The 20,123-nt window shown below is 57.2% G+C and carries 20 protein-coding genes and 1 tRNA gene; 16 read left to right on the plus strand and 5 right to left on the minus strand.

The features are described 5' to 3' along the window. Positions 1–9 precede the first annotated feature (9 nt). Together ABUK73_RS22700 and ABUK73_RS22705 are read left to right on the plus strand one after the other, a co-directional pair. Positions 10–1,239, plus strand: a complete 1,230-nt coding sequence (locus tag ABUK73_RS22700; RefSeq protein ID WP_353579234.1) for an MFS transporter — start codon at positions 10–12, stop codon at positions 1,237–1,239. A gap of 201 nt (positions 1,240–1,440) precedes the next feature. Next, the gene (locus tag ABUK73_RS22705) at positions 1,441–3,579 is read left to right on the plus strand and encodes a sodium-translocating pyrophosphatase (RefSeq protein WP_353579235.1); all 2,139 of its coding nucleotides are present in this window, start codon (positions 1,441–1,443) and stop codon (positions 3,577–3,579) included. Positions 3,580–3,813: 234 nt separating this feature from the next. Here the strand turns inward: ABUK73_RS22705 and ABUK73_RS22710 are convergent, their stop codons facing one another. After that, a complete protein-coding gene (locus ABUK73_RS22710) occupies positions 3,814–4,353 on the minus strand; it encodes an outer membrane protein assembly factor BamE (protein ID WP_113087809.1) in 540 nt (179 codons plus the stop codon). 218 nt (positions 4,354–4,571) lie between these two features. On the opposite strand from ABUK73_RS22710, the gene ABUK73_RS22715 reads away from it, so the two are divergent. The 8 genes from ABUK73_RS22715 (at position 4,572) to ABUK73_RS22750 (ending at position 10,117) form a co-directional block, all read left to right on the plus strand. Continuing rightward, the gene (locus ABUK73_RS22715) at positions 4,572–5,177 is read left to right on the plus strand and encodes a ubiquinol-cytochrome C chaperone family protein (RefSeq protein WP_353579256.1); all 606 of its coding nucleotides are present in this window, start codon (positions 4,572–4,574) and stop codon (positions 5,175–5,177) included. Next, positions 5,177–5,740, plus strand: a complete 564-nt coding sequence (locus ABUK73_RS22720; RefSeq protein ID WP_353579236.1) for a YceD family protein — start codon at positions 5,177–5,179, stop codon at positions 5,738–5,740. The genes ABUK73_RS22715 and ABUK73_RS22720 overlap by 1 nt, the downstream gene beginning before the upstream one ends. 100 nt (positions 5,741–5,840) lie before the next feature. Beyond that, a complete protein-coding gene (plsX, locus tag ABUK73_RS22725) occupies positions 5,841–6,902 on the plus strand; it encodes a phosphate acyltransferase PlsX (RefSeq protein ID WP_113087959.1) in 1,062 nt (353 codons plus the stop codon). A 3-nt stretch (positions 6,903–6,905) separates the two neighbouring features. Beyond that, positions 6,906–7,877, plus strand: a complete 972-nt coding sequence (locus tag ABUK73_RS22730; RefSeq protein ID WP_113087807.1) for a beta-ketoacyl-ACP synthase III — start codon at positions 6,906–6,908, stop codon at positions 7,875–7,877. A gap of 144 nt (positions 7,878–8,021) precedes the next feature. After that, positions 8,022–8,360 carry an integration host factor subunit alpha gene (locus tag ABUK73_RS22735; protein ID WP_062587057.1) on the plus strand — a complete coding sequence of 113 codons (339 nt, stop codon included), beginning with the start codon at positions 8,022–8,024 and terminating at the stop codon, positions 8,358–8,360. Between the two features lie 165 nt (positions 8,361–8,525). Further along, a complete protein-coding gene (locus ABUK73_RS22740; RefSeq protein WP_353579237.1) occupies positions 8,526–9,056 on the plus strand; it encodes a MerR family transcriptional regulator in 531 nt (176 codons plus the stop codon). 202 nt (positions 9,057–9,258) lie between these two features. Then, positions 9,259–9,966 (plus strand): nuclease, encoded by a 708-nt coding sequence (locus ABUK73_RS22745; RefSeq protein ID WP_353579238.1) that lies wholly within the window; start codon positions 9,259–9,261, stop codon positions 9,964–9,966. A 65-nt stretch (positions 9,967–10,031) separates the two neighbouring features. Then, a tRNA-Leu gene (locus ABUK73_RS22750) sits at positions 10,032–10,117 on the plus strand. A 5-nt stretch (positions 10,118–10,122) separates the two neighbouring features. Here the strand turns inward: ABUK73_RS22750 and ABUK73_RS22755 are convergent. Beyond that, a complete protein-coding gene (locus tag ABUK73_RS22755; protein ID WP_353579239.1) occupies positions 10,123–11,583 on the minus strand; it encodes a TrkH family potassium uptake protein in 1,461 nt (486 codons plus the stop codon). A gap of 183 nt (positions 11,584–11,766) precedes the next feature. On the opposite strand from ABUK73_RS22755, the gene ilvA reads away from it, so the two are divergent. Together ilvA and ABUK73_RS22765 are read left to right on the plus strand one after the other, a co-directional pair. Then, positions 11,767–13,017, plus strand: a complete 1,251-nt coding sequence (gene ilvA / locus ABUK73_RS22760) for a threonine ammonia-lyase (protein ID WP_353579240.1) — start codon at positions 11,767–11,769, stop codon at positions 13,015–13,017. Positions 13,018–13,085: 68 nt separating this feature from the next. After that, complete coding sequence (locus ABUK73_RS22765) at positions 13,086–13,397, plus strand: HlyU family transcriptional regulator (RefSeq protein WP_353579241.1); 312 nt, start codon at positions 13,086–13,088, stop codon at positions 13,395–13,397. Between the two features lie 68 nt (positions 13,398–13,465). Here the strand turns inward: ABUK73_RS22765 and ABUK73_RS22770 are convergent, their stop codons facing one another. Then, positions 13,466–14,080 (minus strand): FMN-dependent NADH-azoreductase, encoded by a 615-nt coding sequence (locus ABUK73_RS22770; protein ID WP_353579242.1) that lies wholly within the window; start codon positions 14,078–14,080, stop codon positions 13,466–13,468. A gap of 135 nt (positions 14,081–14,215) precedes the next feature. On the opposite strand from ABUK73_RS22770, the gene ABUK73_RS22775 reads away from it, so the two are divergent. Then, on the plus strand, positions 14,216–15,184 hold the full coding sequence (locus ABUK73_RS22775; protein ID WP_353579243.1) for a LysR family transcriptional regulator: 969 nt from the start codon (positions 14,216–14,218) through the stop codon (positions 15,182–15,184). 172 nt (positions 15,185–15,356) lie between these two features. Beyond that, the gene (gene ilvD, locus ABUK73_RS22780; protein WP_353579244.1) at positions 15,357–17,192 is read left to right on the plus strand and encodes a dihydroxy-acid dehydratase; all 1,836 of its coding nucleotides are present in this window, start codon (positions 15,357–15,359) and stop codon (positions 17,190–17,192) included. 67 nt (positions 17,193–17,259) lie between these two features. Here ilvD and ABUK73_RS22785 read toward each other — a convergent pair whose 3' ends face one another. Further along, on the minus strand, positions 17,260–17,820 hold the full coding sequence (locus tag ABUK73_RS22785; RefSeq protein WP_353579245.1) for a GNAT family N-acetyltransferase: 561 nt from the start codon (positions 17,818–17,820) through the stop codon (positions 17,260–17,262). 111 nt (positions 17,821–17,931) lie between these two features. On the opposite strand from ABUK73_RS22785, the gene ABUK73_RS22790 reads away from it, so the two are divergent. Both ABUK73_RS22790 and ABUK73_RS22795 read left to right on the plus strand, forming a co-directional pair. Next, the gene (locus ABUK73_RS22790) at positions 17,932–18,609 is read left to right on the plus strand and encodes an SDR family oxidoreductase (protein ID WP_353579246.1); all 678 of its coding nucleotides are present in this window, start codon (positions 17,932–17,934) and stop codon (positions 18,607–18,609) included. 147 nt (positions 18,610–18,756) lie between these two features. Continuing rightward, a complete protein-coding gene (locus ABUK73_RS22795; protein WP_353579247.1) occupies positions 18,757–19,749 on the plus strand; it encodes a serine hydrolase domain-containing protein in 993 nt (330 codons plus the stop codon). On the opposite strand, the gene ABUK73_RS22800 is transcribed toward ABUK73_RS22795, so the two are convergent. Beyond that, on the minus strand, positions 19,746–20,099 hold the full coding sequence (locus ABUK73_RS22800; protein WP_353579248.1) for a lysozyme inhibitor LprI family protein: 354 nt from the start codon (positions 20,097–20,099) through the stop codon (positions 19,746–19,748). The two genes, ABUK73_RS22795 and ABUK73_RS22800, sit on opposite strands and share 4 nt — an antisense overlap. Positions 20,100–20,123 lie beyond the last annotated feature (24 nt).

The following is a 20,123-nucleotide window of genomic DNA, read 5'->3' on the forward strand; positions in this document are numbered from 1 at the left end:
GAGGAAGACATGAGCGCTGTTTCTGTTCCAGGACTTGAACATCAACTGAACGAAGCCAAGCGCAATGTCTTCCTGCTCACCATGGCGCAGGCCATCATGGGCTCTGCCGCGCCGCTCAGCTTTTCCATCGGCGCGCTGGCGGGTTATCAGCTTCTCGGTGCGGACAAGTCTCTGGCCACAGCACCGCTCACCGGCTTCAATATCGGCGTCGCTCTCGGTGCCATCGCCGTTGCTCTCGCAGCCCGGTTTCTCGGGCGCAAGACCGGGTTCATTCTCGGCGCGCTGCTCTGCTCCACCGGTGGAGCGCTGGCGGCGGTCGCGCTTTTTCGCTCCGATTTCTGGCTTTTCGCCTTCGGCCTGCTGCTGATCGGCATTTCCGGCGGCTTCACGCAGAAAATCCGTTTTGCCGCAGCGGATGCTTCGCCATCCTTTTACAAGCCGAAAGCCATTTCCTGGATTCTGGCAGGCGGGGTGATCTCGGCCATCGTCGGGCCGCAACTGGCGATATTCGGCAAGGATTTGCTGGCGCCGGTGGTTTTCGCGGGCGCGTTCATAGCGCTCATTCCGCTTGGTATCGTCGCCGCAATCATCTTTTCGTTTTTGAAATTGCCTGAGCTGAAAAGCGCGTCATCGGCCTCGCAACCGGCACGACCGTTAAAAGAGATCGTCACCACGCATCGCTTCGTCACCGGCATGGTCTGCGGCATCGGCTCCTACGCGCTGATGACATTCATGATGACGGGTGCGCCGTTGGCCATGGTTATAGGCTGCGGCTTTCCGACGGAACTGGCCACGCTCGGCATTCAGTGGCATGTGCTGGCCATGTTCGGGCCAAGCTTCTTCACCGGCATGCTGATTTCCCGTTTCGGTGCGGAGAAGGTCGTTGCCGCCGGGTTGCTGGTTTTAATGGCCTGCGCCGTCGTCGCGCATATGGGCATCGAGCTGTGGAATTTCTGGGCGGCGCTCATTCTTCTGGGCATCGGCTGGAACTTCGGCTTCATCGGTGCAACGTCCATCGTTTCCTCCAGCTATCGCCCGCATGAGGCCGACAAGGTGCAGGGCTTTCACGATATAGTCCTGTTCGGCACCGTTGCGCTGTGGTCCTTCGCCTCGGGACAGGTGTTTACCGCCTGGGGCTGGTCGGTGATGAACCTCGTCATCTGGCCGGTTGCAGGCACCTGCCTTCTGCTTCTGATTTTCCTATTGCTGAAACAGAAGCCCGTTCAAAAACCGGTCTGAATCAGGGCGATAAGCCATTCGCCGTGAATCTTCGGACTTGACGTGGCGGGTTTCGCCAACGCAATCTCTGCTCGCAGGCCATTTTTCCTTGGGAGGGGAACAAATGGCTCACCTTGGCGTCAGGGATCTACACCCTGCGCCCCGCATGGTTTCGCCCGCCGGGGAGGGAGTGAGAACCCGGCACACAGGAGGTAAGTGCGAATGACCGTCATTGCATTGGTAATTTTATGCGGTGTCTTGTCCGTGGTTTACGCGGTCTGGGCAACGAAAAGCGTGCTGGATGCCGACCAAGGCAGCGAGCGCATGCAGGAAATCGCAGGCTATATCAGGGAGGGCGCGCAGGCCTATCTCGCCCGTCAATATCTTACCATCGCAATCGTCGGTATCGTCGTTGCCATCGCTGTCTGGTTCTTTCTCTCGACGGAAGCTGCTGTCGGCTTCGTCATCGGGGCGGTGCTTTCAGGCGCTGCCGGTTTCGTCGGCATGCATGTGTCGGTGCGCGCCAACCTTCGCACGGCCCAGGCCGCATCCCATAGCTTAGCGGCGGGTCTCGATATCGCCTTCAAGTCCGGTGCCATCACCGGTATGCTGGTGGCCGGTCTCGCGCTCTTGGGCGTCTCTATTTATTACCTCGTGCTGACGGCAGGCCTTGGCCATCCGGTCGGCTCTCGCGCCGTCATCGATGCGCTGGTCTCGCTCGGCTTCGGTGCCTCGCTGATCTCGATCTTCGCCCGTCTGGGTGGCGGTATCTTCACCAAGGGTGCGGATGTCGGTGGTGACCTTGTCGGCAAGGTGGAAGCGGGCATTCCCGAGGACGATCCGCGCAACCCCGCCACCATCGCGGACAACGTCGGCGACAATGTCGGTGACTGCGCGGGCATGGCTGCGGACTTGTTCGAAACCTATGCCGTCTCCGTCGTCGCAACCATGGTTCTGGCGGCCATCTTCTTTGCGGGTGCGCCGATCCTTGAAAGCGCCATGCTCTATCCGCTGGCAATTTGCGGCGTGTGCATTCTGACCTCGATTGCAGGCACTTTCTTCGTCAAGCTCGGCACCAACAACTCCATCATGGGTGCGCTCTATAAGGGCCTCATCGCCACCGGTATCTTTTCCGTTGCCGGTCTTGCGGTCGCAACCTCGCTTACCATCGGCTGGGGCTCCATCGGCACCGTTGCCGGAATGAATATTACCGGCACCAACCTGTTCTTCTGCGGCCTCGTCGGTCTGCTGGTGACGGCGCTGATCGTGGTGATTACGGAGTATTACACCGGCACAAACAAGCGCCCGGTCAACTCCATCGCGCAGGCCTCCGTTACGGGCCATGGCACCAACGTCATCCAGGGCCTTGCCGTGTCGCTGGAATCGACGGCACTTCCCGCCATCGTCATCGTCGGCGGCATTATTTCGACCTACCAACTCGCAGGCCTGTTTGGCACTGGCATCGCGGTCACTGCCATGCTTGGTCTTGCAGGCATGATCGTTGCGCTGGATGCCTTTGGGCCGGTAACGGATAATGCTGGCGGCATTGCCGAAATGGCCGGTCTCAACCCGGATGTCCGCAAGGCGACGGATGCGCTGGATGCCGTTGGCAACACCACCAAGGCGGTAACGAAGGGTTATGCCATCGGCTCGGCGGGCCTTGGTGCACTGGTGCTGTTTGCAGCCTATTCCAACGACCTGTCCTATTTCGCGGCCAATGGCGATACCTATCCCTACTTCAAGGATATAGGCGAGATCTCGTTCAGCCTGTCCAACCCATACGTGGTTGCCGGTTTGATCTTCGGTGGTCTCATTCCCTACCTCTTCGGCGGCATCGCCATGACGGCTGTCGGCAAGGCGGCAAGCTCCATTGTTGAAGAAGTCCGCCGCCAGTTCCGCGAAAAGCCTGGCATCATGCAGGGAACCGAAAAGCCGGATTACGGCAAGGCGGTGGACCTGCTGACGAAAGCAGCGATCAAGGAGATGATTATTCCCTCGCTGCTACCGGTTCTGGCACCGATCGTCGTCTATTTCGGCGTGTTGCTGATTTCCGGCTCCAAGGCCTCGGCCTTTGCCGCACTCGGCGCATCCTTGCTAGGCGTCATCATCAACGGCCTGTTCGTCGCCATCTCCATGACGTCGGGCGGCGGTGCCTGGGACAATGCCAAGAAAAGTTTCGAAGATGGCTTCATCGACAAGGATGGGGTGACGCATCTCAAGGGCTCGGAAGCGCATAAGGCGTCCGTGACGGGTGATACGGTTGGCGATCCCTACAAGGACACAGCCGGTCCTGCCGTCAACCCGGCCATCAAGATCACCAACATCGTGGCGCTGCTGCTGTTGGCGGTTCTGGCCCATTGAACAAGTGCGGGTTAGGGGAGCGAGATGGACTCGTCGCCTCCTCCTCTCCGTCACCCCGGACTTGATCCGGGGTCCCATGCGATCAAGTCCTCGATCGCAAGAGAGCCTTTCGCCACGCGGACGCGCGGCTACTGGATACCGGCTCAAGGCCGGTATGACGGAGAGAAAGAGCCTAGGCATAAAACAAAAAAGCCCGCGATCATCTCGCGGGCTTTTGCATTTCCGTTTGCTGGATCAGAAGCCGCTGCCGTTGTTGCCGCTCTGGCCCAGAATGCTCTTTGCGATACCAGCGCCTGCCGTGCCGCCAGACAGCAGCTGTTGCAGGAAGGTGAGGTCCTTGCCGCCTGTCGGCGTGGTGCGCGAAATCGTATCGAAGACCTTGCCGTCTTGCAGCGTGTAGTTCGCCTTTTGCGAAACGACGCCGTTCTTGTCGAAATAGATGGCCAGAATGTTCTGCTCGACCAGCTGCGGCTTCATGAAGGCGGCTTTGCGCACGCGCTTCTGGGAGATGTAGTAGAACACCTCGTTGCCGAAGGTCGCGGTGGTGGAGGGTGTGCCCATGGTCAGCAGAACCTGTTCACGGCTGGAGCCGACAGGAATAAGCTGCAGCGACTGTTCGTCAGCCACGTAACCATTGTGGAAAACATCGGTGGTGCTGGAGCAGGCCGTCAGCAGGCTGGATGCGATGACGATTGCCACGGCAGTCTTGCTGAAAAACGTGGTCTGCTTTCCGGATTTCTGCTTGCTCACCTGCGTTTCCCCGACTGCGATCATGAATGGCACCTTCCGGTATGCTTACGTGTGTACCGCTTCTGTACACACGATTATGTCAATCCGGGGACAGAAAATCCCCGCTTCACAACGGATTGCAATGGGTTTGCGAAAATAATGCCTCCTCCGGCGCTTCTCTTCGACTGTTGCAGCCCAACGATGAACGTGACCTCAACGGCATTGCAATTCTTGGATGCTTCGGTAAACCAGCTTTGGCAATCATGCAACAAGGGCAATGGGCGAGACGCGATTTCGTCGATCAATATTCGGAAATTTCGATGGTCTTCGGTCTTTTCAAAAAGAAAAACGGCAATCGCGCCATCGTTGACAGGCAATACGCTGCCCTGACGACGGCTGGGCGCCAGCCGGGTTTCTACCTGTATCTCAATGTACCGGATACGGTGATGGGCCGCTTCGAGCTTCTGTCCATCGTCATGATTCTTTATTTCCGGCGCACAAAGTCATCCTCCACCAGCGGGCAGGAGATTGCGCAGGAGATCGTCGATGCTTTTTTTCAGGATCTCGACCATTCCATGCGGGAACTGGGAATTGGCGACCAGGGCGTGCCCAAGCGCATGAAGAAATTCGCGGGCATGTTCTATGGACGGCTGGAGTCCTATGCCGCAGCACTTGATGGCGACGATGTCGAGGCTCTTGCGGCAGCCCTTGCACGCAATATATATCCCCAGTCAGAAGCAACCGCTGCGGATATGCGCGGCCTTGCCAACTGGATGGTGGCGGCCGCCGATGCATTGTCGGCGCAATCGGAAGAGTTGGTCGTGACGGGACACGTTACGATGCCGGCCCCGGATTTTAAGAGGTTTTAATGAACTCGCACAACGCGGCCAATGACGACGTACCTTTTTCCTACCCTGTGAAGGTAGGTCATATTTCTGCCAATCCGGTGAGGATTGGTCTTTCGGCAAACGCGGACGAGTTGAAGGCGTTGGCGAAACTGTGGGATGTATTGTCCGTGGAGTACCTGAAAAGCGAATTGCAGGTCACCCGCTGGAAGAAGGATGGATTGAAGATTACAGGTGATGTGCGTGCCGCTCTGACGCAGGCCTGCGTCGTGACGCTGGAACCGGTCCCAAGCGTGATCGATGAAAAGATCGAGCAGATTTTCGTGCCTGAAGGTTCAAAGCTGGCGCGTCTGATGCCCAATGAGCAGGGCGAGATTGTTCTTGATCCGGATGGCCCGGATATTCCCGATCAATTCAGCGGTGACACCATCGACGTCGGTGTCGTGGTGGCGGAATTCGCGGCACTAGCTATTGATCCCTATCCCCGCAAGGCGGACGTGGATTTTGCCGAATTTGGTAATGAAAAGGCGGATGCCGACAAAAAACCATCGCCTTTTGCGGTGTTAAAAGACTGGAAAAAAGACTGAATGCGGTGGGTCAAGCCCAACAATTCAGTTGTAAGCGAGCGTGGAAACGGTATTTTCGCGCAAAATTCCACCGCACGGCGGTAAGAAGGATCAGGGACGAGTGATCAGAATAGCAATTGACGTCATGGGCGGAGATTTTGGCCCTGATGTTGCCATACCCGGCGCTGCCAAGGCACTGGATCGGCATAACGATGTGACCTTTCTGCTGTATGGGCAGAAGAGCAGATGCGAACCTATTCTGGCGCAGTATCCCAAACTTCGCGACAATTCGCAGTTTTTCGATTGCGAAGTCTCCGTTGCCATGGACGAAAAGCCGAGCCAGGCGTTGCGCCGTGGCCGTTACGTCTCCAGCATGTGGCGCTCCATCGAAGCGGTAAAGCTTGGCGAGGCCGATGTTGCCGTCTCCGCTGGCAACACCGGTGCCTTGATGGCGATGGCGAAATTCTGCCTGCGCACCATGGCGCGGGTTGAACGCCCGGCGATTGCAGGCATATGGCCAACGCTGAGAGGCGAAAGCATCGTTCTCGACATCGGCGCCACCATCGGTGCCGACTCGCAGCAGTTGCTTGATTTTGCCATCATGGGCAGCGCCATGGCGCGCGCGCTGTTTGATATCGACCGTCCAACGGTTGGTCTCCTTAATGTCGGCGTTGAAGAAGTGAAGGGCCAGGAAGAGGTTCGCGAGGCAGGCCGCCTCATTCGCGAAGCCGATCTTGCCACCATCGATTATCGCGGCTTCGTGGAAGGCGACGATATCGGCAAGGGCACCGTAGATGTCGTGGTGACCGAAGGCTTCACCGGCAATATCGCGCTGAAGGCGGCAGAAGGCACGGCAAAGCAGATCACCACGCTGTTGCGCGAGGCGATTTCGCGCAGTTTCATCGCCAAGATCGGTTATCTCCTCGCCAAGAGCGCATTCGATGTGCTGCGCGAGAAGATGGACCCGCGCAAGGTCAATGGCGGCGTGTTTCTCGGTCTGAACGGCATTGTCATCAAAAGCCATGGCAGCACGGATGCGCTTGGTTTCGCGTCCGCCGTCGATGTGGGCTATGATATGGCCCATAACGGCCTGACAGCAAAAATAGAAAACGATTTGAAGGCCTACCACGCAAGACGGCTTCCGCCTCCGGAACCTGAAGCGCTTGTGGCTGATGAGGAATAAGAGATGATCCGCTCAATCATACGGGGTTTCGGTGCAGCGCTGCCAAAGCGCGTCATGACGAACCAGGACATTGAAGCGATCGTCGAGACCTCGGACGAGTGGATCGTTCAGCGCACCGGCATCAAGCAGCGTTACATCGCAGGCGAGGGGGAAACCACCTCATCGCTCGGCGAACTTGCTGCGCGTGCCGCGCTGGAAAATGCGGGCATCAAGCCTGAAGAGATCGACCTCATCATCGTGGCGACGTCTACACCCGACAACACCTTCCCGGCAACGGCGGTCAACATCCAGAACCGTCTTGGCATTACCGGCGGTTTTGCGTTTGACGTACAGGCAGTCTGCTCTGGTTTTGTCTACGCCATGGCAACGGCGGACCTTTACATTCGCGGCGGCATGGCCAAGCGCGTGCTGGTCATTGGCGCGGAAACATTCTCCCGCATTCTCGACTGGAACGACCGCACGACATGCGTTCTCTTTGGTGACGGCGCAGGTGCCGTGGTGCTGGAAGCCGGTGAAGGCGAAGGCAAAACCTCCGATCGCGGTATTCTGACCTCCAATCTTCGCTCCGACGGTTCGCACAAGGATAAGCTTTACGTCGATGGTGGCCCGTCCACGACAGGCACTGTCGGCCATCTGCGCATGGAAGGCCGTGAGGTTTTCAAGCACGCAGTCGGCATGATAACGGACGTGATCGAGGCTGCCTTTGAGGCAACCGGCACGACCGCGGACGATCTGGACTGGCTGGTGCCGCACCAGGCAAACCGCCGCATTATCGATGGTTCAGCCAAGAAACTCGGCATTCCAACCGAAAAAGTCGTCATCACGGTTGATCAGCACGGCAACACCTCTGCCGCCTCCATTCCGCTTGCGCTGGCTGCTGCTGCGTCTGACGGACGCATCAAAAAGGGCGATCTGGTGATGCTGGAAGCCATGGGTGGCGGTTTCACATGGGGTGCGGTTCTGCTGCGCTGGTAAAATTCGCTTTACGAAGCGGTGTAAGCCATTGCCACCATTGCTGGAAATCCCTAAACGATTCTAGAAACTTTGCTTGACCGGTCGCATCAAGGGCAATAATCTTGAGCGGCTTCAACGAGACAAAAGAGAGCGGTGCGGGGAAATATGGCCGGGAAAACAGTGACACGTGCGGATCTAGCCGAGTCTGTGTTTCGAAAAGTGGGGTTGTCCCGAACCGAATCTGCCGAACTGGTTGAAACCGTCATCGACGAGATTTGCAACGCGATCACTCGCGGAGAGGTGGTCAAGCTTTCTTCCTTTGCCACCTTCCAGATCCGTGAAAAGAACGAACGTATCGGTCGCAACCCGAAGACCGGTGAAGAAGTCCCGATTTCTCCCCGTCGCGTCATGACCTTCAAGGCCTCCAACGTTTTGAAGCAGCGCATTCTCAAGGCGCACTCGGCCCGCAAGGCAAAGCAGAAGAGCCAGAAGTCCGGCTCCTGATGCGTTTATTTTCGTGCGGTCACTTCGATTTCTGCACGCAGCGCTTCCTTATCTCTTGTGAACATAGTTGAATTTCAACTGACAAGCCGTTGAAATAAGGGCGATTCGCATCGTACCTTGTTTCGTGTTTTGGAATCCGGCCTCTGGTCTGGATGGGAGTTGAACGTGGATAAAAGCCCCGACGCCTTTCGAACGATCAGTGAAGTGGCCGATGATCTGGACCTGCCCCAGCACGTTCTTCGTTTCTGGGAAACGCGCTTTCCGCAGATAAAACCGATGAAGCGAGGTGGGGGGCGCCGCTATTATCGCCCTGACGACGTTGATCTCTTGAAGGGCATTCGCCACCTTCTCTATGACCACGGCTATACGATCAAGGGTGTTCAAAAGCTCCTCAAGACCAATGGCAACCGCTTCGTTTCAGCGATAGCCTCGGGCGACATGGCGACGATGGAAGCCATCATGGCTGCCAGCGGCGAAACCGTCGAGCCACGCGTTGCCAATGCGGAAGAAGACGAAGTCGTCGGCCGCCCCAAAGCCAAGCCCAGTGGCCGTTTCTTCGGCTTCGGCGGTGCTCAGGATGACACGCCCGAGATTTCCATCGGTAAATCCAGCATCAGCAAGGACGACCGCGCCCTGCTGCAAGAGGCGCTGTTCGACCTTCTGGAATGCAAACGCCTGCTGGATCAGGTGCGCTAATCATTCTTCCTTAGTCCTGCGCCCATCGCGGGCAGCTTGAGGCTTTGGGCTGCATAGAGTTTTTCCGCCGCAACCGACCTCCGGCTTTTATGTCGGTTTATTCGTTTGTGGATAAACCCACTTTTTGAGCGGCATTTATCTCAAATGCCAACCTTTCGGAAACTCCTTGGACCGATAATGTGCGCGGACAAGGAGTTTCATCGTGAGCAAGAGAAAACCGACAAGCCGCCGCCGTTCTTCCGCAAAGTCTGGTGGCTCGGGTCTGTGGTCCTGGCTGTTGCTGTTCGGCGTCGCCGTCGGCGGCATTCAGGTCTATGAGCATCGCGACAGCCTGTTGCCGCAGTTGAAAGGCACTGTCGCCTCCGTTTCCAAAACCGTCGCGCCACAGTCCAAGTCAGCCACGCGCGATGTTGCGTCGGAAAAGGCAAGGCCAACTGGCACGCAAACGGTAGCGCTTCCCGCCAGCGGTGCGCCGGTACCGCCACGTGCCATCGCCATGCCTTCCGGTGCCGCATCGACACAGATGACCGCTGCCACGCTGCCTTCGCCACGTCCGCAGGTCCAGAATGTCTCCCTCAACGAAAAGCCCGGCACCTTTGCCTTTTGTGGCCGCTCCGGCCTCAATAATTGCGTGGCTGACGGCAACACCTTCTGGCTCAAGGGCGTGAAGATGAAACTGGCTGGCATCGACGTGCCACAGACCGACCAGGCCCGCTGCCTTGAGGAACGCCAGAGAGGCTTCACCGCTAAGGTCCGCCTTCGCGATATGCTGAACTCCGGCGGCTTTCAGGTTGCTTCTGCCGGTGGCGCATCCACCCTATCGAGGTCCGGCGTCTCCTTTGCAGACCAACTGGTGCGCGAAGGACTGGCCCGGCCGGCTGGTGCGCGAAATCAATCCTGGTGTGGTTAAATCACCTCCACACCCTCACGCCCCGTTGACCATTGCCGCCTGCGCTGTGTAGATAAAAACCGCAAGCGGACGTGGCGGAATCGGTATACGCAGCAGACTTAAAATCTGCCGGCCCCTGGTCTTGCGGGTTCAAGTCCCGCCGTCCGCACCAGAAACTCACCCCTTCCAAAACAGAGGCATCAACAACACCAGCACCGTCAATATCTCCAGACGGCCCAGCAGCATCATCAGCGATAGCAAATAGAGTGCCGGGTCGCTGATGGTGGAGAAGTTGCCGGCGGGGCCGATGATGGGGCCTATGCCGGGGCCGACATTGGCGAGCGAGGTGGCAACGGCTGAGGTTGCGGTGAGGAAGTCGTAGCCCATGGCGCTCATGGCGAGGCTGCCGCCGATCCAGAGGGCGAGGAAGCAGCTCAAAAACAGGAAGACGTTGCGGATGGTTTCGACATCCACGACTTGGGTGCCGTAACGCACGGTATAGACGGCATCGGGATAGAGCAGCTTCTTCAGCCCGGTTTTCACGACATTATAGACGATGACGAAGCGGTAGGCCTTGATGCCGCCCGCAGTGGAGCCGGAACAGCCGCCCATGAAGGTGGCGAAGAAGGCGACGACCACGACGAATGGTCCCCAGAGCGTATAGTCATCGCTGGCGAAGCCGCCCGTCGATAGAATCGACGTCATATTGAAGAAGGAATGGCTGAGCGCGATGTCGAGCGGCACGCCATTCGTAATGTGGTGATAGATGCCGACGGCAAGTGAAATCGCGCAGAGATAGCCGATGAAGACCCGGATTTGCGGATCGTAGAGAATATCCATGCGCCCGCGCACGGCGAGCAGGATCATCACCGAAAAGGGCAGGCTTCCGAGGATGAGGAAGAAGGTGGCGATCCATAGCAGTGCGACATTATCCCCGAAGAAGGCAAAGGATGCGTCATGGGTGGAGAAGCCGCCGGTGGCGACGGCGGACATGGCGTGGTTCAGCGCATCGAAATGCGTCATGCCTGCAAAATCGAAGGCGATGGTACAGGCCAGCGTCATGACCACATAGATGCCGATGAAGGCCTTGGTGAAACTGGCCAGCCGCGCAAAGGGGCGGTCATTGGCGGTATCTGAGGATTCCATGCGGAAGAAGGTCATGCCGCCGACGCGCAGTAGCGGCAGGATGAAGAGGCCGAGCGCCACGATACCGATACCACCCAGCCAGCACAGCAGCGAGCGCCAGATGAGAATGCCCTGCGGTGCCTTGTCCAGTCCCGATATGGCGGTGGAGCCTGTCGTGGTGATGGCGGAAACGGATTCGAACATGGCCTGTCCGAAACTCAGATTGAGTTCTGAGAGATAGAGCGGCACCGCGCCGATCAGCGAAAACACCAGCCAGAGAACGTTGACCAGCAGAAAGCCGAAGCGTTTGTTGAAGGTTGGCATCGGCGCGCGGGTGGCGAAGGCACAGGCCAATGACAGCCCGCCGCACATGAAGCCGGATATCGCAAACACCGCCCAGTCATTATTGCCGTAATAAAGATCGGCCATGGCGGGAATGAACATCGCCGTGGCCATATAGAGCCCGAATATCGACGCGATATAGAGCACTGCGCGCAGAAGGTTGCTGTTCAATAAATGGAACCTTGATTGGTTAGAGTCTTTCCAGGCTGGATAGAAGCAGTCCGCGCGGGCAGATTAGTCTTATCCAACCTGGAAAGACTCCAGGGCGTACCGAAGTTGCGCAAAGAGTCTTTGTGTCAGGCCTTTTCCTATGGCATAGCGGGTGCCATCGTGAAATTCAATGGATTGAAAATCGTGGATAAATTGCTTGTAGAAGCCGCACGGCGGGAAGTTCGGGAACTGTTTCCCGAAACGCCGTTGCAGTTGAATGAACATCTTAGCCGTCGCTATGGAGCCGAGATTTGGCTGAAGCGTGAAGACCTCACGCCTGTTCGTTCCTACAAGATTAGAGGCGCGTTTAATTTTCTGCGCAAGGCCGTGGCCCAATCGGGCAAGGGTAAGGTTTTCGTGTGCGCATCTGCGGGTAATCACGCGCAGGGCTTTGCCTTCGCATGCCGCCATTTTGGCGTTCATGGCGTGGTGTTCATGCCGGTGACGACGCCACAGCAGAAGATCGACAAGACGCGCATTTTTGGTGGCGAGTTCATCAAGATCAGGCTGGTGGGCGATATCTTCGACCAATGCTATGCGGCCGCCCGCAAGCATGTGGAAGAGACTGACGGCTATATGGTCTCGCCATTCGACCACAAGGACATTATCGAAGGGCAGGCGACTGTCGCAGCTGAAATCGTCGATCAATTGCCCGACCACAATGCGCCCGATCTGGTCATCATGCCGGTTGGCGGTGGCGGGCTTTCTGCTGGCCTGACAGGGTTTCTTGCCGGAAAAGTTGCCAACGAGAGTTTCATTTTCTGTGAGCCTGTCGGTGCACCAAGCCTCAAGAAAAGCCTTGAGGCAGGCAAGCCGGTCACGCTGACCAATGTCGATAATTTTGTAGATGGTGCCGCCGTCGCGCGCATTGGCGATCTGAATTTTGAAGCGTTGCAGCATTTCCCGCCAGAACAGGTCGAGCTGATTGCAGAAAACGCCATCTGCGTGACGATCATCGAAATGCTCAACCTTGAAGGCGTTGTGCTGGAACCTGCGGGTGCGCTTTCGATTGCCGCACTGGAAAAGCTTGGCCGTGAGAAGCTGGAAGGCAAGCGTGTCATCTGCGTCGTCTCTGGCGGCAATTTTGATTTCGAGCGTCTGCCTGATGTCAAGGAACGCGCCATGCGCTACACGGGAGTGAAGAAATACTTCATTCTGCGCCTGCCGCAGCGCCCGGGTGCCTTGCGTGATTTCCTTGATCTGCTGGGACCCGATGACGACGTAGCGCGTTTTGAATATCTGAAGAAATCCGCTCGCAATTTCGGTTCGATCCTGATTGGCATCGAAACCAATGATCGGGAGAATTTCACGGGTTTGTTCCAGCGTATCGAGGCGGCGGGTCTTGGTTATGAGGATATCACCGAAAATGAAATCCTCGCAAACCTGATCATCTGACTTGCACGATTACCGGGCAGGGCGGCGTTTGCATCGCCCTGCGAAAAGACAAATGGAAGGGTAACACCATGGCTTCGTTCTTCTCGAAACTCTTTTCCGCCTTCGGTTCAGGCCAGTCGGATGCTGCGCCGACAAAGACGGAAAGCGCGGAGGCGCATCCTTACAAGGATTGCCTGATCTACGCGACACCGTTGAAGGAAGGTGGGCAGTATCGTCTTGCGGGCCGGATTGAAAAGAAGGTGGGAGAAGAAACGCTGGCACATGAATTCGTGCGCGCCGATGTCTTCACCAGTCTTGACGATGCCGTGGAATGCACCGTGCGCAAGGCGCAGCTGATTATCGACCAGAATGGTCCGTCGCTCTTCGCCGACAAAAAATAACGGCCGCGAGAGGCTCGCAGCCGTTACAAAAAGGATTGAAAGCGGCGTCGCAAAACGCCGCTTTTTTATTAGGCAGCCTTGGCCAGTTCTTCAACCTTGGCGGTTGCAGAAGCGATTGCCTTTTCGGCAGCTTCTGGACCGAATGCCAGGCCTTCGATGCGGATGACTTCAATATCTGTCAGGCCAAGGAAGCCGAGAACGGTCTTGAGGTAAGGAATGGCGTGGTCCATGGCCGCTGCCGGACCTTCGGAGTAAACGCCAGCCGAAGACAGAACGATGTAAACCTTCTTGCCGGTTGCAAGGCCGATTGGGCCGGACTCGGTGTACTTGAAGGTCAGGCCAGCGCGGGCAACGTTATCGATCCAGGACTTCAGGCCGGAATAGATAGCGAAGTTGATGAGGCCGGTGCCGATGATGATCGTGTCGGCTTCCAGCAGTTCTGCAACGCGCTTGTCGGAATATTCTGCAGCAGCGGCTTCCTGCGCATCACGCTGGTCGGCGGACTTGCGGATGGCGGATGTCGTGACTTGGTCCAGATGCGGGATTGGGTTCTGGCCGAGGTCGAGATGGGTGATGGAGCCGTTTGTCTGTGCCTGAAGCTTCGCTGCGAGGTCTCCTGCGAACTTGTTGGACAGCGATTCTTCAGCGCGTGGGCTGGATGTAAGGAGGAGAATCTTCGACATTTGAAATATCCTTGTTTCAATTTGAAGGTCGGACAGGGCAGGGAGAACCCAATCGTTGTACCCTATATCGGTGAATGTTCTCATCGAGAAAACTGTGATAATATGGAAGTAACCTATCGATGAATTGGATGGACCATGGAAGCGAACCCCACACTGGACCAGTTACAGGTGTTTTTGGCCGTTGCCGAAACCGGTAGCTTTTCCGCCGCCTCACGCGCGCTGAACCGGGCGCAATCGGTGGTCAGCTATACCATCGCCAATCTGGAATCGCAGCTGGAAGTGACGTTGTTCGAAAGAAACGGCGTGCGACAGCCGAAACTGACCGAAGAGGGCGCTGCCATGCTGGAGCATGCGCGCCGTATCGTGGCCGGTCTGCAGGAATTGCGCGCCCGCGCCAAGGGTTTGAAGCAGGGGCTGGAGGCGGAGGTTTCGCTTGCCATCAGCACCATGGTGCCTGCGGAAGCCATGGTCGAGGTTCTACGGGATTTTCGCGTGCAGTTTCCAACCGTCACGCTCAACCTCAATGTCGGCGAACTAGGCATGGTCATGGAAATGGTACAGAGCCGCAAGGCTGGAATCGGCATTGGTGGCGCCATGTTCCATCAGGATGACGGGCTGGTTATCGACAAGGTTGGACATTCCTTCATGGTGCCGGTTGCGGCGTCCGATCACCCGCTGGTGCGGCTCAACCGACCGTTGACGCTGGCCGATGTGCGCGAAGAGGTGCAACTGGTCGTGACAGATGCATCGGGCCTGACCAAAGGCAAGGATTTCAACGTCCTGTCCTATAAGAAATGGCGCGTTAGCGACATTGCCACCAAGTATCAGCTCATCAAGGGCGGGCTTGGCTGGGGCGGGCTTCCGGCATCCGTGGTGCGCAATGATATCATCAATGGCGTGCTGAAAGCGCTGGATCTGGACGCTTACGAAGGCGGCGAATATCCGCTCTATGCGTTGCGCAAGGCCGACACGCCTTGCGGCCCGGCCGCGAAATGGCTGGTGGACGAATTTCAGCAGCGACTGTCTCAATGTCCAAACCACAAGAATTTCCTCTCGGATTTTGGACCTGACCATAACGACACCATGCGGGATGCCGCAGAGTAAACCGTCACGTCCAAGGCGGAGTGATGCGTACCGTACCGAACCGTACTGTTTCGCCGCAAGGTGACAGTGACAGGCACTCGGCTTTGGAGTAGAACCCTTGCAAAAGCGAAGGGCAGGGCAGATGGCTTTGCGGGAGAAAGCCTTCGCGGCAGACAAATCGAGGAATAAGCACATGCCAGTTTATCGCTCCAGAACGACAACCCATGGCCGCAACATGGCCGGTGCCCGTGGCCTTTGGCGCGCGACCGGCATGAAGGACGGCGATTTCGGCAAGCCTATCATTGCTGTCGTCAACTCGTTCACGCAGTTCGTGCCGGGCCACGTGCACCTGAAAGACCTTGGCCAGCTTGTAGCGCGCGAAATCGAAGCGGCAGGCGGTGTTGCCAAGGAATTCAACACCATTGCCGTGGATGACGGCATCGCCATGGGGCATGATGGCATGCTTTATTCGCTGCCATCGCGCGAAATCATCGCTGACTCGGTAGAGTATATGGTCAACGCGCATTGCGCCGATGCGATGGTCTGCATTTCCAACTGCGACAAGATCACGCCCGGCATGTTGAACGCGGCCATGCGCCTGAACATTCCCGTCGTCTTCGTGTCCGGTGGACCGATGGAAGCGGGCAAGGCCGTGTTGCATGGCAAGACCGTAGCCCTCGATCTCGTCGATGCCATGGTTGCTGCTGCCGACGACAAGATGACCGATGAGGAAGTCGATACCATCGAGCGTGCGGCATGTCCGACATGCGGCTCATGCTCTGGCATGTTTACCGCCAACTCGATGAACTGTCTGACGGAAGCGCTGGGCCTTGCTTTGCCCGGTAACGGCTCGACACTCGCCACCCACTCGGATCGCAAGCGTCTGTTCGTTGAGGCCGGTCATCTGATCGTTGATCTGGCCCGCCGCCATTACGAGCAGGATGATTACACCGTTCTGCCGCGCTCGATTGCAACAAAGGCTGCCTTCGAAAACGCGATTGCGCTGGATATCGCCATGGGCGGCTCCACCAACACCGTGCTGCATATTCTGGCCGCGGCCCATGAAGGCGGCGTCGATTTCACCATGGAAGACATCGACCGCATGTCTCGCCGCGTGCCGTGCCTGTCCAAGGTCGCGCCCGCCAAGCAGGACGTGCATATGGAAGACGTTCACCGCGCAGGCGGTATCATGCGTATTCTGGGCGAGCTGGAACGCGGCGGTCTGCTCAACACGGATTGCTACACCGTTCACGAAGCGACGCTGGGCGATGCCATCAACCGTTGGGATATCACCCGCACCAACAGCGAAAACGTGCGCCAGTTCTTCAAGGCAGCACCTGGCGGCGTGCCGACACAGGTTGCCTTTAGCCAGTCCTCGCGCTGGGATGAGCTGGACACCGACAGCGAAAACGGCGTTATCCGCTCGGTCGAAAAGCCCTTCTCGAAGGATGGCGGCTTGGCCGTGCTTTACGGCAACATCGCGCTGGACGGCTGCATCGTGAAGACAGCAGGCGTGGATGAATCCATCCTGAAATTTAACGGCACGGCTGTGGTGTATGAAAGCCAGGACGCTGCCGTGAAGGGCATTCTGTCCAACGAAGTGAAGGAAGGCGACGTCGTCGTTATCAGATACGAAGGCCCCAAGGGCGGTCCGGGCATGCAGGAAATGCTTTACCCAACCAGCTACCTGAAGTCCAAGGGTCTCGGCAAAGCCTGTGCGCTCATCACCGATGGTCGCTTCTCCGGCGGCACATCAGGCCTCTCCATCGGCCACGCTTCCCCGGAAGCAGCTCAGGGTGGTGCTATCGGTCTTGTACGCCAGGGCGATGCCATCGAAATCGATATCCCCAACCGCACGATCAACCTCAAGGTTTCGGATGCGGAACTCGCGGTGCGCCGCGCCGAGCAGGATCAGCTTGGCTGGAAGCCAGCCGAACACCGCAAGCGCAATGTGACGACGGCGTTGAAGGCCTATGCGGCGTTTGCGTCTAGTGCAGATAAGGGCGCTGTTCGTATTTTGCCGGAGTAAACCTCAACGCTCTCCGTCATCCTCGGGCTTGTCCCGAGGATCTGACCACGTTCGATGTAGGGGCTCGTTAGATCCTCGGGTCAAGCCCGAGGACGACGGTGGTGGACGGGTTTTCACTCTTCAACCGAATGATTTTTAACTCGTACCGCCTCAGCGAAACGATCTTCTTCCGCTGCATGCAGTACGATTGAGCCCTTCCCACATTCTTGAAGCTCAGCTTTTCCATCAGATGGCAGGATGCCTTATTATCGCTGATGGGATTGGCGTGAAGCGTCGTCATTCTCATCTGTTTAAAGGCGTGGTCGATGACCAACCGCGCGGCTTCTTCGCCGTATCCTTTTCCCCACGCGGTGCGACCAAGCCAAAGACCGAATTCGCCGGCAAGGCCGATGAGGCCGATCAGTTGGCCGTTATCGATGGCCCACACCTGTAGATTGTTTTTCCGAATGCGCAGTACTCTTTTGCGGGCATCGCCCAAAGTAAAAGGATATGACGTTCGCAGTAGATTGCGCAGGACCAGTGGATCGTTTGTGATGCGGGCCAGCGCCGGTGCGTCCATTATGTTGAATGGCCGCAGCGTGAGGCGGGGCGACATTAATCTGGGCACTGGTCTGTCTGCTGATCTCATGGATCGTAGAATGTTCTATGGGGCGATTTCTGATAATTGCGAATTTTTGTACCGGAACTGGTTTTCATCAGGCACGTTGGCTGAAGGGTGCAAAATGAGGATCGGAAATTCATGAAACGCGCAATTGTCACCGGTGGGGCTGGTTTGATCGGTACGGGCATTATCGAGACTCTTCTCGAAGATGGCTGGACTGTTGCATCCTTCGATATCAAGGAAAGCAAGACGAAGGCGCAGAACATTCATTGCGATGTCGGTGATGAGGCGTCGGTTGCGGAGGCGTTCAAACAGCTTGGCTGGACCGGGCTGGAGCTTCTCGTCAACAATGCAGGTATTGCCGGGCCGAACAATGGGCCTATCCATGAATTATCGCTGGCTGATTGGCGTAAGGTGACGGATAGCCATCTGACCGGGGCGTTTTTGATGACGCGCTCTGCGGTGCCGTTGATGGGTGAGGGTGCCAGTATCGTCAACATGGCGTCCACTCGTGCTTTCATGTCGGAGCCGGAAACGGAAGCCTATGCGGCTTCCAAAGGCGGGCTGGTTGCGCTTACGCATGCGCTGGCCGTCAGTCTCGGGCCGAAAATCCGCGTCAATGCGATCGCGCCGGGTTGGATAACTGATGATACCGACCTGCGGGAAAAAGATCAGAAGCAGCATCCCGTTGGTCGCGTTGGTCGCCCTAAAGACATTGCGGATGCAGTGGTCTATCTCGCCAGTGCAGGCTTCATGACCGGGCAGGTGCTTGTGCTGGATGGGGGCATGACGAAGAAGATGATTTACGAGGAGTGAGCACCTCACAAAATGATTCAACGCGTTGCCAAACTGATTCAGCAGATTGGTGGAAGTCCTTGTTTGAGTGCGCCTTGTCACCAATGGGTGAAGTCACAAAGCGGTGAGGGGTCTACTGCCTTACGCGAAAGGCACTACGTAGTCATCATGAAACGCCGCACCGCACTTGCCCTCATCGCCACGCTTCCCTTTGCCTCCAGCCTTCGCGCGCAAACGCGGGACGGAGTGCAGAAACTCCTCGAAAATGCTGATGCTCTGGATAGCTTGAAGACGGTTATCGTGAGCGTCGATGGCAAGGAAGTGGCCAGCCGCGCCTATCACGGCGCGTCTTTGAATGGCTCGACCAACATCAAGTCGGCCTCCAAATCCATCGTCTCGGCGCTTGTTGGCATTGCGATTGACCGCAAGATATTGGAGGGCGTTGATCAGCCTATATCCTCCGTGCTGCGACCCGATTTTCCCGCCAAAGCCGATCCGCGGCTAGAGCGGGTGACCATCGGTAATCTTCTGTCCATGCAGTCCGGGCTGGAGCGTATGTCGGGGCCGAATTACGGTCGCTGGGTTTCCAGTCGCAATTGGGTGCGCATGGCGCTGGGGTCTGGTTTTGCCGGAGAGCCGGGTGGCGTGATGCTGTATTCAACCGGGTCCACGCATCTCCTGTCTGCCATTGTCACCAAGGCGTCCGGCAAATCGACGCTGGCCTTGGCGCGTGACTGGTTCTCGCCGCTGGATGGTTTTTCCATTGGTTCTTGGGAGCGTGATCCGCAGGGCATCTATCTCGGTGGAAACCAGATGGCGATGACGGCGCGGTCGTTGCTGGCTTTCGGTGAACTGTACCGGCGTGGTGGCGTGACAGTTGATGGAAAGCGGCTGGTCTCACAGGAGTGGATCGACCAGTCCTGGGTGCAACGCACCAACTCCGTTTTCAATGGTGATGGGTACGGTTATTGCTGGTTCATCAAGGAAATGGCGGGTGAGATGGTCTATTATGCGTGGGGCTACGGCGGACAGATGCTCTATATCGTGCCTTCGAAAAAGCTCTCGGTCGTGATGACATCGCGTGAAGACGCACCATCTGCCCGGACCGGTTATCGTGACCAGTTGCATGGGCTGATGGCAGACCTCATCATGGCAGTTTAAAGTGGGCGGTTGATGTTGAGGAAGGCTTCGCTGAGCTTCTTCATACGCTCGTCATAGGATTTCGTCAGGCATTCTGTGTCGGCTGCACAGGCCTCGCGAGTCTTTAGCCATTCGCTCTGTTCCGTTCGCAGCGTGTCGCGCGCGCCCATAGCCATCAGCTGCGTGAGAATGTCGAAGGTCGTTGCCATACGCACGTCCTGATCGTTCAGCGCGCGGTTTTCGCAGATGGTTTTTTCGTCTGCTTTCAAATCCGTCTTGGTGCAATCGAAGCTGGCGGCACCGACAGGCGAGCCATGAGAGTATGATGCGATAACAATCAAAGCAGCGAGGATATGTTTCTTCAAATGCATTTGGATCTCTTTTCCAGAACCGGA

The organism is Agrobacterium vacciniicorymbosi (genome assembly GCF_040427045.1).
Lineage (GTDB): Bacteria > Pseudomonadota > Alphaproteobacteria > Rhizobiales > Rhizobiaceae > Agrobacterium.

Coding starts and splice junctions, on each gene's coding strand:
- ABUK73_RS22700 (WP_353579234.1), top strand. CDS start 10: ATGAGCGCTGTTTCTGTTCCAGGACTTGAACATCAACTGAACGAAGCC.
- ABUK73_RS22705 (WP_353579235.1), top strand. CDS start 1,441: ATGACCGTCATTGCATTGGTAATTTTATGCGGTGTCTTGTCCGTGGTT.
- ABUK73_RS22710 (WP_113087809.1), bottom strand. CDS start 4,353: ATGATCGCAGTCGGGGAAACGCAGGTGAGCAAGCAGAAATCCGGAAAG.
- ABUK73_RS22715 (WP_353579256.1), top strand. CDS start 4,572: ATGCAACAAGGGCAATGGGCGAGACGCGATTTCGTCGATCAATATTCG.
- ABUK73_RS22720 (WP_353579236.1), top strand. CDS start 5,177: ATGAACTCGCACAACGCGGCCAATGACGACGTACCTTTTTCCTACCCT.
- ABUK73_RS22730 (WP_113087807.1), top strand. CDS start 6,906: ATGATCCGCTCAATCATACGGGGTTTCGGTGCAGCGCTGCCAAAGCGC.
- ABUK73_RS22735 (WP_062587057.1), top strand. CDS start 8,022: ATGGCCGGGAAAACAGTGACACGTGCGGATCTAGCCGAGTCTGTGTTT.
- ABUK73_RS22765 (WP_353579241.1), top strand. CDS start 13,086: ATGGCTTCGTTCTTCTCGAAACTCTTTTCCGCCTTCGGTTCAGGCCAG.
- ABUK73_RS22770 (WP_353579242.1), bottom strand. CDS start 14,080: ATGTCGAAGATTCTCCTCCTTACATCCAGCCCACGCGCTGAAGAATCG.
- ABUK73_RS22775 (WP_353579243.1), top strand. CDS start 14,216: ATGGAAGCGAACCCCACACTGGACCAGTTACAGGTGTTTTTGGCCGTT.
- ilvD (WP_353579244.1), top strand. CDS start 15,357: ATGCCAGTTTATCGCTCCAGAACGACAACCCATGGCCGCAACATGGCC.
- ABUK73_RS22785 (WP_353579245.1), bottom strand. CDS start 17,820: ATGAGATCAGCAGACAGACCAGTGCCCAGATTAATGTCGCCCCGCCTC.
- ABUK73_RS22790 (WP_353579246.1), top strand. CDS start 17,932: ATGAAACGCGCAATTGTCACCGGTGGGGCTGGTTTGATCGGTACGGGC.
- ABUK73_RS22795 (WP_353579247.1), top strand. CDS start 18,757: ATGAAACGCCGCACCGCACTTGCCCTCATCGCCACGCTTCCCTTTGCC.
- ABUK73_RS22800 (WP_353579248.1), bottom strand. CDS start 20,099: ATGCATTTGAAGAAACATATCCTCGCTGCTTTGATTGTTATCGCATCA.